This window comes from Rhodococcus sp. 14-2496-1d (assembly GCF_002259365.1).
GTDB lineage: Bacteria > Actinomycetota > Actinomycetes > Mycobacteriales > Mycobacteriaceae > Rhodococcoides.
Genome location: NZ_NPFV01000008.1, coordinates 18,117 through 31,466 on the forward strand (window position 1 = coordinate 18,117; position 13,350 = coordinate 31,466).

The following is a 13,350-nucleotide window of genomic DNA, read 5'->3' on the forward strand; positions in this document are numbered from 1 at the left end:
TCGAAACATTCGACGCCTTATCGACACTGATTACCGTATTGGATTAGGGTCCAGCTCCATGGCCGAAGATTCGTTCGATTCCACGGTTGCGCGCGTCCATGATGTGCACCGACGCCTCGTCGATCGCGGCACCGGATCGGGCCTTCCGACCGTCCCCGCAGCCAACGGGACATGTGTTCTGCCGTCGCCGCCGCCACTCCCACCGATGCCGCTCCGCACAGCACTGCGCGACCGCCGGTCGCACTACCGATTCGCGGACATGGACGCGCTGCGGCTCTCGACTCTTCTCCGGTCGGCAGCGGGGCCCGGTCGAACTACCGAGCGGCCGGACGGCAGGCCACACACCTTCCGGATGAATCCGACGGCAGGCGGTCTCGATTCGATCGACCTTCATCTCGTGGTCCTCCGCGGTACAGGTGAGATCGGTCCGGGGACCTACCTTTTCGATCCACATCGACACGTTCTGAGCAGAACCGGCACCGGACCGTGCGTCGACGCACTCGAATCATGCCTCGTGCAGCCACAATTCGCGCAGCGGGCACCCTTCGTCGTGATTCTCGTCGGACGCCTCGACCGAACCCTGATCAAATACAGCGAACGCCACTATCGCACCCTTCACATCGACGCCGGCATCGCCGCACAGAACCTGTATTTGGTCGCGACTGCACTCGAATCGGCGTGCTGTGCAATCTCGGGCTTCTACGACGAAGAGCTCTCGCACTTGCTCCGCCTGGACCGACTGTCCGTTCCGTTACTGGCTTTCGCGCTCGGCTGACTCGGCGAGGACGGCGAGCAACGGTAGCCGCGGCACCCCGAGCCGCAGGGCTACCGCCCCCGCAAGAGCGAGCGCGCCCGCTCCGAGCACGACGGCCGCGGTCACGCCGAACATATCGGCAACGGCGCCGCCTGCCGCAGCTCCGAAGGGAGTTCCACCCATCGCGATCATCCGCGCCGTGGTGTTCACCCGGGACTGCAGGTGGTCGGGCGTGACGGACTGACGAACCACGATGCCGTTGACGACGATCATGGTGTTGGCGGCCTGATAGACGATCAGGAGCAGTAGAGACACAGCGAGTGCGCCCGTGACGGACCACGCCAGCATCGACAGGAAGGCCACCACCAAGCCGAGGCACGTGATCACGCCGGTCCCGAGCACCCGTTGAATTCGTGCACTGACCAGACTGATGAGGAATGCTCCGAGAGCCGTTGCTGCATAAAGTGATCCGATTCTCGCATCCTCGGCGGCGAGACCGAGCTGCCGAACGCCGACGACCACCATCAGTCCCACCACCACACCGTTGGCGGTGCTCACCCCGACGCCGACCGCGGTCAGTGCCCGCACCACGCGGTGCCGCCGAATGAATGCCACACCCTCGACGATCGACCTGCCGAGATCGGAACCGCCCCGAGCCGACGCGGCGCTCACGGGTATCGCGATCGTCGAGGTGACCACCGTCGCGACGAGAAAGCACAGTGCGTCGATCGCGATGGCACCCGGCGGCCCCAGCGTCGTCGCGGCGATACCACCGAGCAACGGGCCCGCGATCCCGATCACCGTCCCGACGCTGACCAGTGTGCCTGTCGCGTCCGCGATTCGATGGCGTCCCACCAAGGCCGGTACGACGCCGAAGGACGCTGCATCGAAGAAGACGAACAGCGTCGACACGGCGAACGCAACGATCATCAGGTGTGCAACGGTCACCGACGCGATCATGTGGGCCGCCGGAATACTGGCCAGAGCCATAGCACTGCCGAGTTGAGCGGCGAGCAGGACTGCGCGCCGGTCGTACCTGTCGGCGAGCGCACCTGCGATCAGTCCGAACATCAGGTAGGGCAACGACTCCACTGCGAAGGCGACACCGGAGAGGAGCGGCGAGCCGCTCAGCTGATAGACCAGCATCGGCACGGCCACCATGGACATCGCGTTGCCGATCCAGGCGACTGCACGCGCAAGGACGAAGCGTCGAAAGGCGGTCACAGGCTCGGAGGCGGAGCCAGCAGCAGTGTGTTCGGATCGGTCGGGTCGCAATCGGGCGCGTGCTGCCGAGCGATGTCGCGCCATCGGGGTAGCCCGAAGTAGGGAAATGCGGCCGGGGCGTTGGGAATCAAGCCAGAGGCACAGACCCGGGCCACCCTCAGTGGCGTCGACGCCACGTCCGAGGTGGTGATGTCGCAGACGACCACCTCGTGGCCCGCTACCGCGAGCGCGCTCCGCATACCGTCGGCGGTGCCGCGGGGAAGCTCGTCTATCGATACCGTCTCCGCCGGATTCGTGAAGCGGGGAAGATACGCGGCCTGAGTACGGGGATCGAGCCATACCTGGGCTTGTGCGCCCAGGTCGCGGACGTGTTCACTGCGCGCTCCAGCGGCATCGAGGTAGCTGCGATCGACGCGGTGGTCCAGGTAGAGACCCGGCGACAGCACCCCGGCGCGCATCGACCCGAACACCCAGCCGTCTGCCTCGACCAGCCCTCGGGTGAAGACCCAACTGTGGATCGCTTCGAGAACGGCCTTGCGTGCCGTCTCGACCGGGTCCAGCTTCGCCGAGAAGCCGCCTGCGACGATTCCGAGTTCGAGATCGTGAACAACGGCCGCTACCACCGGAACTCCGAAGTACGATGGCAGCTCGAGGAGATGACACCGCAGTCGTGAATCGCCGAGGTCTGCCGTGAGTCCAGGCACCGATGCCGGATCTATACCCCGCGCAGGCAGGTTCAAGTGCCACCAGAGCGACAGCGAATCTCGCTCCACGAGCTCGAGCAGTCCACGTGTGGCCGCGTCGTCGAGCCCCTGTCCGGTGGCGATGCCGGCGTAGTTCAGATGATGAATCCACGGGTCCTTCCTGCGAGATCCGCCGCGCCAGTTGAGGTACACGTACGAGGCCGGAACTGCGACACACGCCCCGTCGTCCGATGTCCCGTCGACCCAGGCGACTCGTGAGTTCTCGGTGAAACGCTCGAACGGAAAGCCTTCAGAGTTCAGCTGCCAGGGCGCGAAGAACTCGAATGTCTCGATCCCCCAATGGCGAACACCCTCGGCGCGCAGTTCTGCGGGAGTTGCGTAGCGCAGCGTGTTCGGTACGTAGTTTCCGCAGTACCGTTCCACTGCCTCGCCGATCGCCGCAATACGGGCCCCTGCGGGATCCGCGAAGGTGGTACCGAGCGACACCAAGTCGCACGGCCACTGTCCGAGCGCACGGGTATCGGCGATCTCCGCCGTCAGTCCGACGTACCGTTCCGGCATCCCGTCGAGCCTCTCGACCGGATGCAGCGCACGGATCAATCCGGTGAAGGGGTCGACCAGATCGTCTACGCGGAAGGAGACATCGCTCATACAGGCATCTCCAACTCGATGCCGCGCACGGTACGTTGCATCGGCACCGCTCGGGTTCCGTACAGATGATCGTCGTCGGTGTGCAGATCGCGGGCATATCGCGGGAAGGCGTGGGCCGAGATCATCAGTGTCAGTTCCTCTCCCTCGTGAATGTGTGTGGACAGCGGCGCGAGATGCACGACGGAGTCGAGGGACATGCCGTGAGTCAGTTGCTCCACCTCGCCGCCGCGCCGGTGGGCGACGAGTATCGCGCCCCAGTGCCGGTCGCAGTCGCCGCTGTCGACGCGCACCACGGGAGTTCCGACAACGGCTCCGGCTCGCCACGGCACCGGACGGGCAAGGCAATCCGAGCGTGTCGCCAGTCCACGAACATCGGTGCTGGGTGTACAGGAAGGGAAGGGCTGCAGAGGATCTGCGACGAAGCTGCCACCGGGCAGCTCGATCGTCGCTCGGGCAGTGGGCCACGTCTCCAGCCGCAACGGACCACCGGGGTGTCCGTACAGCTGCGCTCCGGTCCACGGCCGACCGTCGAGCGCCGCACCCAGCCATGCGCTCATGCGCTCGGCGCGACCCGACCCCCGCATCGAGTGATCCCACGGTCCGAGGGCGAGTGCCGACGGGCCACCCCACGACGACCAGAGGTCGACGGTGTCCTGGCCGAACCAGTCCGCAGTCCCACCCTGCGCCAGCAGCGGACAGTGTAGTGCTGCGGCGTGGTTCCTGCGTTCCGCATCCGACCTGCCGGCCTCCAGGACCGAGAGCCACGAAGGTATCGGGGGGCTCGACGAGCCTCCGATGTCGGACACCGGCAGCGTCTCCAGCAGATCCGCCGATGCCGAACTCTCGCGAGAGTGGGCAGCATCGCCGTGCTCGCACCACCAGCCGAGGCGCGACTGCAGGTAGAAGGCCCGGTCTCGATTTCGCGCCGTCTCCCCCATCCCCAGAGCGGGCACGACGACCGATACGCCGGCAATTCCCTCGACTTCAGCTGCAGCGAGAGCCGTTTCGGTGGCACAGTGCGCTCCGTAGGACGTGCCGTAGAGGAACAGGAAGGGGGCCTGCGACCACCACGCTTGTGCGGTGATCCACTCGATGCAGGCCAAGCCGTCGGCCCCTTCACCGTGATACGGGTGAAACGACCCGGTGGAGCCGTATCGGCCGCGCACGTCCTGGACGACGGTGGTGAATCCGCGCGCGGCCCAGCCCGCAGCCTCGGCGAGGTGAGCTTCGCTGTTGTACGGAGTGCGAATCGACAGCACAGCACGCGGACTCCGCGCCTTCACGACGAAGGTACGAAGTCCCCCGATCATGTACTCGCGCCCCGTCATCGAGGCGGTTCCGGTACAGGCAGAATCGGGTGCCGAGTCACCCGGAGCGTACGGAGGTCGATCGCCGTCACGCAATGGTCGGCCGTGGGATCGATGACCTCCGCCAGAACCTGAGCCGCCACGAATTCGGCCGCCGCGTCGGACACCGGATGGATCGACGAGATCAGACGCAGCCCGCCGGCGCGAGGGGCGTAGCCGTCCTCGATTCGTTGCCTGTTCCGACGGGAGGCGGCGCGCCGCATCGTCACATCGGTCAGCCGGACCCCTTCGGGCACAACGACGTAACGATTACCGTCACGGAAACAAGAGATCGACCCACCGGACCCCAGAAACTCGACGCCGTCGTCACTCACGGAGATCGATCGAGTCGCCGCATGCCCTGTGGACTTACCGACGCGTCCCAGCATTCCCACCAGCGCAGCCGCGACAGAGCCGCAGCCGAGCACCGCAACCTCCTCGGTCGACGAATCGGGAACGACATGGCCTGCGGTGAGTAGCGCGGACAGCGCCGTCTTCGGTTTCGCGGACACCGGTGCCACGGAGCCGGCCAAAGCTTGTGCCAGTTGGTCGAATTCGTCGCGGTCGAGCGCAAGAGCGAAGTGTTCGTCGTCGGCGGTGCGGAGCACGAATCCCGAATCGGATTCGTACAGTTCGGTTCTGGGTGCAAGTTTCATGGCGACGGCCCGGCCGGGGCCTGCACATCGTGGTGTGCAGACCCCACCGAGATCAGTCCTCGGCTTCCTCGAAGGGATTCTCGACCAGGGCGTTGCTGTGGCCCGCGGAGTGCGTCGCCAGGGATACCGGTGACTGGATCGAACGGAACAGCTCGTTGTCGTTCATGGTTCTCCTTCTTCGATGGGCAAATCGGTTGCGGTGCAACCGATCCATGGACTCGACATCGTCGAGGTGTCCAACCCTACGTCAAGTGATAATGATTTTCAATAAGGACTACAAGCTTTCGAGCTCATCGGTCACAGTGGCGAGCACCATGCGCAACGAGATCGTTCCGCGCCCTGTCGCCCATACTCCGGCGTCCACCTCGATCACCCGATCGTTGCGGGCCGCCGCCACACCCGACCACAACGGATTGCTCGCCAGCCGGTCCGAGAGAGGCTCATTGTCGGAGCCCGATGAAAACGCCTGCGCGAACACCACATCTGGATCCACCGACGCGATCTGCTCCACCGATACCGTCGCGAAGGCATCGGTTCCCGCCTGCCACGGATAGTCACTGACCTCCGCGAGAAGCGAGCCGACGGGGGTGTCGACGGAATCGACTCCGAGACTGCCCGGTTCGCCGTACATCGACAGCGTCGTGAGGCCACTCCACTTCCCCGCGGCCGCGTCGACCTCGGCGGTGAACGCCTCTGCAGCGGCGTCCGCCTCCTGCTGCCGGTCCGTCACACGGCCTATGGTGCGAAGGAATTCGACCGAATCCCGCCAGGATGTCGGGTTCACCAGGTACATCGGTGCCACTTCCTCGACGGCACCGCGCAACCCGTCCTGCACTCCCCCGAGTCCGATGACGAGGTCCGGTTCCGAGAGCGCGATGTCCTCGACGTTCTCTTCACCGAATCCGCCCGTGATCTTGCGCATGTCGGCATCCGGGCCGGCATAGCGGGGATCGGCCGCAAGTTCCTCACGGTAGGCGACGGGGGTCATGCCCACCTCCTTCAACGCGTCGACACACATGAGCGTCAGACACGCGATTCGCTCGACGGGTGCATCGAGCTCGATCACCGTCCCGCTGTCGTCGGTGACCGTGACCGCAGATGCCGCGTCGACGTCGCCCGCATCGGCAGTACCGCAGGCTGCGAGCGCGAACACCGAGAGTGCGAGTGCGCCGAACGATCGAGAAGAGCCGGACAACTTGCGCATGGGAACTCCTTTGCAGAATGATGTGTCCGAAATGATAACCATTACCGATAAAGGGGTCCACGCTGCGGGTACCTGCGCCTGCGTCGCCGTGATGGTGCTGGCCCTGTGCCTGGGTGAGCCGACTCTCGATCCGGCGCGCGCGCTGCACGCCGTGCTCGACCCGTCGAATGCCCTCCATCGGCACGTTGCGCTCGTTCGACTGCCGCGTGTGCTGTTGGGCCTGGTGAGCGGTGCGGCCCTCGGCCTGGCTGGCGCATTGATGCAGGATGTACTGCGCAACAGGATTGCCGGTCCGGAGATTCTCGGCGTGTCCTCCGGTGCAGCTGTCGCGATGACGGCCGTTGCCGTGTTTGCCATTCCGTTGCCGCTCACAGCTCTTCCCTATCTGGCATTGTGCGGCGCAGCTGTCGCCAGCATCGCGGTGATCACCACCGTCGGACCGACCAGCGACCCGCACCGAGTGGTACTGCTCGGCGCTGCGGTCAGCGCTCTCGCGTCGGGACTGGTCATCGCGCTGGTCAGCCTGGGCACCGAAGGGAACCTGCCACTGCTCTTTCGGTATCTGCTCGGCAGTCTCGGTGAGCGGGGGTGGACCCATCTCGGTGTCGCGGCACCCTGGCTCGCCGTCTTCATCCCGCTCGCTCTGCTCATGCGGCATCGGGTCGCTGCCCTTGCACTCGGCGACGATGTGGCTGCGGGACTTGGCATCTCCGTGGTACCGACCCGGCTGATCGCACTGGTGTGTGCCGCTGCGCTCACCGCCGCAGTGGCATCGGTGTGCGGTCCGGTTGCCTACGTCGCGTTGCTGTCCCCACATCTGGCTCGGTGGGCTCTGCACACGAGCAGTTCGCGGCGGGTATTTCTGCTCACGCCCGTCATCGGCGCATTCCTGCTCGCTGCCGCCGATCTGGCGTCGCGAATCATGCTGTATCCGATCGAGATTCCCGTAGGCATCACGACGACTCTTCTCGGGGTTCCGGTACTGCTGATCGCTCTGCACAGACAGGCCGCCACGCGATGAAGGCTCGTCACCTCGTGGTGATCGCGATGACGTGCGTCGCCGGCCTGGTGATACTTCACCTCGTCTCGGGGCGCAGCGAACTCGGAGCGGCCGAGGTGATCAGAGTACTGACCGGCACGTCGGAGGTACGGGCACACGAGATCATCGTCCGGAACTACCGCCTTCCACGGGTGCTCGTCGGATTGGTCGCCGGCGCACTCCTGGCACTGGCCGGCGTGTTGCTGCAAGCGGTCATGCGCAATCCCCTGGCCGAACCGTCGACCACGGGCGTGGGATCCGGTGCGGCACTGGGCGTTGTGTTGTCGATTCTGGTGCTACCTGCCTCCGGTGCCGCGCCCCTGGCGTCACTACTCGGTGCCGCAGGCGCCGGACTGGCTCTGTACCTCCTGGGCCGACGCTCCCTGGCGGTCGCAGGAATCCTGATCGGCGCTGTCCTGTCCGCGGTGACGTCACTGCTGCTCGTCGTCGATGCCCAACCGATGGGGGTGGTCCTTCGCTGGCTGATCGGCTCTCTCAATGCCAGGACTATCGACGATTGGAATCGACTGTGGCCCTGGGCAATCATTTTGATACCGGCCGGGCTTCTATGTGCGTCACTCGCCAATGCGCTCGTGCTGGGCGACGCGACGTCCACCGGCCTCGGGATTCGCCCCCACAGGACTCGAATGTTGCTGCTCGCCATCGCGGTACTGGCAACGGCAACGGCCGTCACGGCCGCGGGTGCCGTCGCGTTCGTCGGTTTGATCGCGCCTCACGCCGCGCGGGCCGCGCTCGGCGGCGACCACAGAGTATTGATTCCGGTCAGCGTGATCGGCGGTGCCGTGTTGCTGTCCTCCGCAGACCTACTCGCCTTCAGTGCGTCGATCGACATCCCAGGCAGCGGACCGGATGTATCAGGGCTTCCGGTCGGGGCCGTGACGGCACTCGTCGGCGCTCCCTATCTCATCTGGCTGATCAGAAAGGACGCCCGATGACGGGCTACGTCACCACACCGATTCTCGAGGCCGTCGACCTCGGGCTCGGGTATCGCAATCGGACGGTCTCGGAGCACCTCGACATCGCTATCGAGAAGGGAACGGTCACCGCGTTGGTCGGCCCCAACGGATCGGGCAAGTCGACGTTGCTGATGGCCTTGGCCAGGGTCTTGGCTCCTCGGCACGGACAGATACGGCTGGACGGCACCCCTCTTCGTGATCGGTCGTCGATCGAGACAGCCCGACGACTCGCGATCCTGCCCCAGACCGCAATCGCACCGCAGGGGCTGCGTGTCCGAGAGCTCGTCGAACAGGGTCGATACCCGAGGCTCGGTGCCCTGTCGATGCTCAGACGGCACGACGACGAGGCCATGCACACAGCGATGTCCTCGACCGGAATCCTCCACCTCGCCGACCGAACTGTCGATTCGCTCTCCGGCGGGGAGCGTCAACGTACGTGGATAGCAATGGCTTTGGCGCAGGAAACCGAAGTACTGCTACTGGACGAACCCACCACGTACCTCGACGTGCGTCATCAGATCGATGTGATGGAGCTGGTCGTCGATCTGGTCGCGAATCGGGGGAAGACCGTCGTGATGGTGCTGCACGATCTCAATCAAGCAGCGCGGTATTGCGATCGAATCGTGGCCATGCGCGATGGTGTCATCGTCGCCGACGGTCATCCGCGCGACATCGTGACACCGACGCTGCTCGAAGACGTATTCGAGATCCGCGCCCGAGTGGTGGCCGACCCGGTTGTCGGTAGGCCGATGTTCATCGCCGAGTGAGCTGCGGGTCAGAGCTTTCCCACGACGGCGATGATCAACTCGGTCAATTCATCGGTCGCGTCCTCCGGTGCGAGAGTGCCGGATACCGCCGCCTGAGAGAGCGCCTCCGCTGCACCGAAGATAGCGGTGATCGACGGTGCCGAGATACCCCCGGATCCGCTGTACGGGTCGAGAATCGACCGGCATCGTTCGGAGTACGCCCGTTCGGCCGTTCTCTTGACCTGTTCGAGTTCGGGCGAGCCCTCCAGTGCCGCCAGCACACCCGTCAGCTCACGCCCCTGCGCCAACGCGCAGCCGACGTACGAGTCGGCGATGGCCTGTGCGCGTCCGTTCAACGAGTCGGGCGCGGATCGGAGCGATTCCTCGAGCATGACCGTTTGTCGGTCGTCGAATTCTGTGAACAGTGCGGCCAACAGTTCTGCACGCGAGGCGAAGTGGCTGTACACCACGGGTTTTGCGACGCCGGCATGTTCGGCGAGTCGGCCGAGCGTCAGAGCGTCGGCCCCCTCCGCTCGCACGAGAGCCCAGGAGACCGCCACCAACTGGTCGTATCGGTCGGAGCGAGACAGTCGCGTCCGGGCCATCGGGCACCTCCTTGCGCTATATACGAATAGTAACCTACTGTTGGTACATAGCCGTTTCGCCTCGCAGAAGGAACCAGCCATGACCGCACTCGTCGTAGTCTCCCATTCCGACCCCGACTCACTGACCCACCACGTCGCTCGATCCGTGACCGACGCAATCCGCACTGCAGGTGACACCGTCGAGACGGCCGATCTCGCCGCGGAGAATTTCGACCCACGGTTCGCCGGTGAGGACCTGAATCTGTTTCGGGGCAACGGCATCGCGCCTGCGGACGTGATTGCCGAACAGGAACGGATAGACCGCGCCGATCACCTGGTTCTGGTCTTCCCGATGTACTGGTGGTCCATGCCTGCACTGCTGAAAGGGTGGATCGATCGCGTCTTCGTCAGCGGGTGGGCCTACGATCTCACTGCCGACTACGGCATCGTCAAGAAGCTGGATCGACTCACCGTCCACCTGGTCTCCCTTGCCGGCGACGACGCCGACAGCTTCGAGCGCCACGGCGTGTACGACGCGTTCCGGACGCAGATCGAACGCGGTATCGTCGAATACTGCGGTGCCACAGTGGGATCGACGACTTTCCTGCACGAAACCGATACCAAGACCCCCGACGCTCTCTCTGCGGAGGTCGCCGATCTCGCGACCTCCCTGGCGGCCCGGATTGCCGACCGCGAGAAGGCCCTCACCCACTGAGCAGGGCCGCGCCCGAAGAGCACCGCCGACGTGCGGCGCAGTGCACCGTCAGCTCCGACCGATTCGATCCCGTCGAGTGACCCGAGGTCGTTCGGCGGGATCGATGCGCCCGATGCAGTGCCAGTCCCAATAGATTCGATGTCTCGAGATGAGGGGTCCGTCGAGCTCCACGATCTCGACGAGATCGAGTTTGTCGCCGTTCGCCGTCTGGCGCGGGTGTTCCCAGACCAGACGGTGCCCGTCGAACGTGTAGATGCCCACGCGGTCCGGCGACGGCGATTCGTTCTCGTCGGATCGCCGGCGCGTGGTCTCCTGCAGAAAGCTGTCGAGTGCGATTCGTCCTTCGATTATTCCGGATCGCAGATCGAACAGCACCGGAACCAAGGGGCTTTCGAGAACCGCACCTGCGGCGTACAACTCGGACAGAGCGGGCGCGTCTCGATCCCCGATGCGCTTGTGCCACTCACGAAAGACATAGGAGGCTTGCTCCACGGTTGCGGCCACGTCGAATCCTTCTGTGTTGCAGTATTGTCCGCGACGATTGTTCGCGGGTCGACCGAGGGGAAGCACGCTGTCTGGTGCCGGTGCCGGTCACGTTCGGCAGATGATCATGTTTCGCGAGCTGTCGACGAACGGCGCAGACGCCTGCGACACGAACCGACGAAGAGCCGCCGCTGTGGCGACACACGTGGTTCCCACGACAATGTGCATATCTCGTCCCTGTCGTCGAGCAGTGCAGTTCGACAAGCATTGTGCACCAACAGAAGCCATTCGGCACCTTCCGGTCCGATGGTCCCGAACCGATATCCGAAACCCGCGAAACCACGGTTATCGCGACAATTCCGGTGCCCCCGGGCATGTGCGGCAGCAGATCTGCTGCGCGGCGGCACAGCGTCCACCGAGACCGGCACCCCGAAATCGAGCGCAACCACACCGACTGTTCACCTGTAGGTCGACAAAGATTCCGCAGCCGTGACCCTGTGCCGCGAGCGAAGTGGGTTTAACCGAGCACTTCGCGAGCGCGGCGATCGACATCAGCACCGCGCCCGCACCGGCGCGATCGAGTCAGGCCGGCGTCAACCGAAAGATCGGGAACCGACGACCCTCCGCCGTCTCGACGTATTTCGCGAAGCCCTCGGACGCGTCCAAGAACTTCTGCCAGTTCGCGTCCCACTCGTCGTCGGGGAGTTCCGACACGGTCACCGCGATGGTTCGGACGGCACCGTCGCCGGGAACCTCGACGTCGATGGCGGGGTGTGCACGCAGGTTGTGCACCCACGCAGGATGTTTCGGTGAGCCGGCTGCCGAGCCCACGATCAGCCAGCTGTCGTCCTCCGGAATCGCCATGAGTGGGTTCAACCGGATCTCACCGCTCTTGGCTCCGATGGAGTGCAGCACGACGAGCGCATCACCGAACCCTGCCGTCGACACGTGTCCGCCGTTGCTCCGGAACTCGTCGATGATCATCTGGTTGAAGTCGGCCATAGGACGAGTATGCCGCCCACCACGTCGTTTCGGACCCGATCGAATGCCACGATTTCCATCGGCGCAAGACAAAGGTTAGCCTGCGCTCATACGCACATCGGTGTGTGCCGCCGTCGGGCAATCCCCGGCGGCTCGTTGCTGTCTGAACCCGAAGGACATTCCACGTGCTCAACGTTCCTCGCCGCGCAGGCACCCTCGCTGCCGCCGCCGCCCTGATCGGATCGCTCGTCGCCTGCGGAGCATCCGAGGAGGTCTCCGACGCCACCGCGGAGACCACCGACGGAGGGACGTCGTATCCGCTGACGATCGAGAACTGCGGCGAGTCGGTCACCTTCGACTCCGCCCCGCAGCGAGTGGTGTCACTCGACCAGAACTCCACCGAAATCCTTCTCTCGCTCGGTGTGCAGGATCGGATGGTGGGCACCGCATCCTGGACCGATCCGGTCCGCGACAACCTCGCAGACGCCAACGCCGCGGTTCCTCGACTGGCCGACAATGCCCCCACCTACGAGGTCGTCGTCGATACCGAACCCGACCTCGTCACCGCATCGTTCGGACGCCACTTCGAGCAGGGCGGCGTCGCGCAGCGTTCGCGCTTCACCGAAACCGGTGCCGCCACGTATCTTTCACCCACCGACTGCGACGCCGGTCGTAGCGTCAACGGGGGCAACACCCGGACGACGCCGCTCACCATGGAGTCGCTGTACCAGGAGATCACCGAACTCGCGGCGATCTTCGACGTCAACGAGCGCGGTGCCGAATTCGTCGAAGAACTGAAGACCCGCATGGCCGACGCCACCGCGCGAACCGCAAATGCCGATGTGTCCGTGGCCTTCTGGTTCGCAGACACCAAGAGCCCCTACGTCGCAGGCACACGCGGTTCGGCCAACCTACTGGCCGATTCCGTCGGCACGACAAACGTGTTCACGGAGATCGACGACGACTGGTCCGCAGTCGGGTGGGAAACCGTGGTCGACAAAGACCCGACGGTGCTCGTCCTCGGGGATCTGGCGCGCAACCGTTTTCCCGGTGACCTGCTCGCCGACAAGATCGCATTCCTCGAGTCCGACCCCGTCACCAGCACGATGGCCGCCGTCCGCGACAAGCGCTACATCTCGCTGCACGGCGCGGAGATGAACCCGTCGATCCGGGCCGTCGACGGCGTCGAGAAGGTGTCGGCCGGACTGCGCGACCTGGGACTGTCGTCCTGACCGCGACCATCATCCCGCGGCGGACCGCCCAGCGATCGCACACCGACCTGTGGC

At 65.0% G+C, this 13,350-nt stretch carries 15 protein-coding genes; 6 read left to right on the forward strand and 9 right to left on the reverse strand.

All coding sequences use genetic code 11. The features are described from left to right. Window positions 1-58: 58 nt before the first annotated feature. Window positions 59-775: a SagB family peptide dehydrogenase gene (locus CH296_RS04925; RefSeq protein ID WP_094630376.1), complete on the forward strand. Its 717-nt coding sequence runs from the start codon at window positions 59-61 to the stop codon at window positions 773-775. On the opposite strand, the gene CH296_RS04930 is transcribed toward CH296_RS04925, so the two are convergent. From CH296_RS04930 to CH296_RS04950, 6 genes are all read right to left on the reverse strand, one after another. Further along, window positions 752-1,978: an MFS transporter gene (locus CH296_RS04930; RefSeq protein WP_179277629.1), complete on the reverse strand. Its 1,227-nt coding sequence runs from the start codon at window positions 1,976-1,978 to the stop codon at window positions 752-754. The two genes, CH296_RS04925 and CH296_RS04930, sit on opposite strands and share 24 nt — an antisense overlap. Continuing rightward, window positions 1,975-3,333, reverse strand: coding sequence for a YcaO-like family protein (locus tag CH296_RS04935; protein ID WP_094684168.1), 1,359 nt, complete (start codon window positions 3,331-3,333; stop codon window positions 1,975-1,977). The genes CH296_RS04930 and CH296_RS04935 overlap by 4 nt, the downstream gene beginning before the upstream one ends. Continuing rightward, complete coding sequence (locus tag CH296_RS04940) at window positions 3,330-4,661, reverse strand: CocE/NonD family hydrolase (protein ID WP_094684169.1); 1,332 nt, start codon at window positions 4,659-4,661, stop codon at window positions 3,330-3,332. Before CH296_RS04940 ends, CH296_RS04935 begins: the two co-directional genes overlap by 4 nt. Further along, window positions 4,658-5,335, reverse strand: coding sequence for a hypothetical protein (locus CH296_RS04945; protein ID WP_094648475.1), 678 nt, complete (start codon window positions 5,333-5,335; stop codon window positions 4,658-4,660). Before CH296_RS04945 ends, CH296_RS04940 begins: the two co-directional genes overlap by 4 nt. Before the next feature lie 52 nt (window positions 5,336-5,387). Further along, on the reverse strand, window positions 5,388-5,501 hold the full coding sequence (gene amiA, locus CH296_RS29445) for a streptamidine family RiPP (protein ID WP_254924168.1): 114 nt from the start codon (window positions 5,499-5,501) through the stop codon (window positions 5,388-5,390). 108 nt (window positions 5,502-5,609) lie between these two features. Then, window positions 5,610-6,539, reverse strand: a complete 930-nt coding sequence (locus CH296_RS04950; protein ID WP_176459124.1) for an ABC transporter substrate-binding protein — start codon at window positions 6,537-6,539, stop codon at window positions 5,610-5,612. A 31-nt stretch (window positions 6,540-6,570) separates the two neighbouring features. Here CH296_RS04950 and CH296_RS04955 point away from each other — a divergent pair, with 31 nt between their 5' ends. The 3 genes from CH296_RS04955 to CH296_RS04965 are packed head-to-tail and all read left to right on the forward strand — an operon-like array spanning window position 6,571 to window position 9,322. Next, entirely contained in the window at window positions 6,571-7,560 is a 990-nt protein-coding gene (locus CH296_RS04955) for an iron ABC transporter permease (RefSeq protein WP_179277630.1), read from the forward strand. Then, window positions 7,557-8,534: an iron ABC transporter permease gene (locus CH296_RS04960; protein WP_094630369.1), complete on the forward strand. Its 978-nt coding sequence runs from the start codon at window positions 7,557-7,559 to the stop codon at window positions 8,532-8,534. Before CH296_RS04955 ends, CH296_RS04960 begins: the two co-directional genes overlap by 4 nt. Further along, window positions 8,531-9,322, forward strand: a complete 792-nt coding sequence (locus CH296_RS04965) for an ABC transporter ATP-binding protein (RefSeq protein WP_032396339.1) — start codon at window positions 8,531-8,533, stop codon at window positions 9,320-9,322. Before CH296_RS04960 ends, CH296_RS04965 begins: the two co-directional genes overlap by 4 nt. An 8-nt stretch (window positions 9,323-9,330) precedes the next feature. Here the strand turns inward: CH296_RS04965 and CH296_RS04970 are convergent, their stop codons facing one another. Then, on the reverse strand, window positions 9,331-9,906 hold the full coding sequence (locus tag CH296_RS04970) for a TetR/AcrR family transcriptional regulator (RefSeq protein ID WP_094630367.1): 576 nt from the start codon (window positions 9,904-9,906) through the stop codon (window positions 9,331-9,333). A gap of 79 nt (window positions 9,907-9,985) precedes the next feature. On the opposite strand from CH296_RS04970, the gene CH296_RS04975 reads away from it, so the two are divergent. Then, window positions 9,986-10,600, forward strand: a complete 615-nt coding sequence (locus tag CH296_RS04975; protein WP_094684171.1) for an NAD(P)H-dependent oxidoreductase — start codon at window positions 9,986-9,988, stop codon at window positions 10,598-10,600. Window positions 10,601-10,648: 48 nt separating this feature from the next. Here the strand turns inward: CH296_RS04975 and CH296_RS04980 are convergent, their stop codons facing one another. Together CH296_RS04980 and CH296_RS04985 are read right to left on the reverse strand one after the other, a co-directional pair. Beyond that, complete coding sequence (locus tag CH296_RS04980) at window positions 10,649-11,104, reverse strand: nuclear transport factor 2 family protein (protein ID WP_143546318.1); 456 nt, start codon at window positions 11,102-11,104, stop codon at window positions 10,649-10,651. A 561-nt stretch (window positions 11,105-11,665) separates the two neighbouring features. Then, window positions 11,666-12,085: a nitroreductase/quinone reductase family protein gene (locus CH296_RS04985; protein WP_045196834.1), complete on the reverse strand. Its 420-nt coding sequence runs from the start codon at window positions 12,083-12,085 to the stop codon at window positions 11,666-11,668. A gap of 164 nt (window positions 12,086-12,249) precedes the next feature. On the opposite strand from CH296_RS04985, the gene CH296_RS04990 reads away from it, so the two are divergent. Further along, the gene (locus tag CH296_RS04990; RefSeq protein WP_094630361.1) at window positions 12,250-13,296 is read left to right on the forward strand and encodes an ABC transporter substrate-binding protein; all 1,047 of its coding nucleotides are present in this window, start codon (window positions 12,250-12,252) and stop codon (window positions 13,294-13,296) included. Window positions 13,297-13,350 lie beyond the last annotated feature (54 nt).

Excerpts from the sequence above, each read along its gene's own strand:
- CH296_RS04945 (WP_094648475.1), bottom strand. The coding sequence starts at position 5,335 with ATGAAACTTGCACCCAGAACCGAACTGTACGAATCCGATTCGGGATTC.
- CH296_RS04965 (WP_032396339.1), top strand. The coding sequence starts at position 8,531 with ATGACGGGCTACGTCACCACACCGATTCTCGAGGCCGTCGACCTCGGG.
- CH296_RS04955 (WP_179277630.1), top strand. The coding sequence starts at position 6,571 with ATGATAACCATTACCGATAAAGGGGTCCACGCTGCGGGTACCTGCGCC.
- CH296_RS04975 (WP_094684171.1), top strand. The coding sequence starts at position 9,986 with ATGACCGCACTCGTCGTAGTCTCCCATTCCGACCCCGACTCACTGACC.
- CH296_RS04970 (WP_094630367.1), bottom strand. The coding sequence starts at position 9,906 with ATGGCCCGGACGCGACTGTCTCGCTCCGACCGATACGACCAGTTGGTG.
- CH296_RS04960 (WP_094630369.1), top strand. The coding sequence starts at position 7,557 with ATGAAGGCTCGTCACCTCGTGGTGATCGCGATGACGTGCGTCGCCGGC.
- CH296_RS04935 (WP_094684168.1), bottom strand. The coding sequence starts at position 3,333 with ATGAGCGATGTCTCCTTCCGCGTAGACGATCTGGTCGACCCCTTCACC.
- amiA (WP_254924168.1), bottom strand. The coding sequence starts at position 5,501 with ATGAACGACAACGAGCTGTTCCGTTCGATCCAGTCACCGGTATCCCTG.
- CH296_RS04925 (WP_094630376.1), top strand. The coding sequence starts at position 59 with ATGGCCGAAGATTCGTTCGATTCCACGGTTGCGCGCGTCCATGATGTG.
- CH296_RS04985 (WP_045196834.1), bottom strand. The coding sequence starts at position 12,085 with ATGGCCGACTTCAACCAGATGATCATCGACGAGTTCCGGAGCAACGGC.
- CH296_RS04940 (WP_094684169.1), bottom strand. The coding sequence starts at position 4,661 with ATGACGGGGCGCGAGTACATGATCGGGGGACTTCGTACCTTCGTCGTG.
- CH296_RS04950 (WP_176459124.1), bottom strand. The coding sequence starts at position 6,539 with ATGCGCAAGTTGTCCGGCTCTTCTCGATCGTTCGGCGCACTCGCACTC.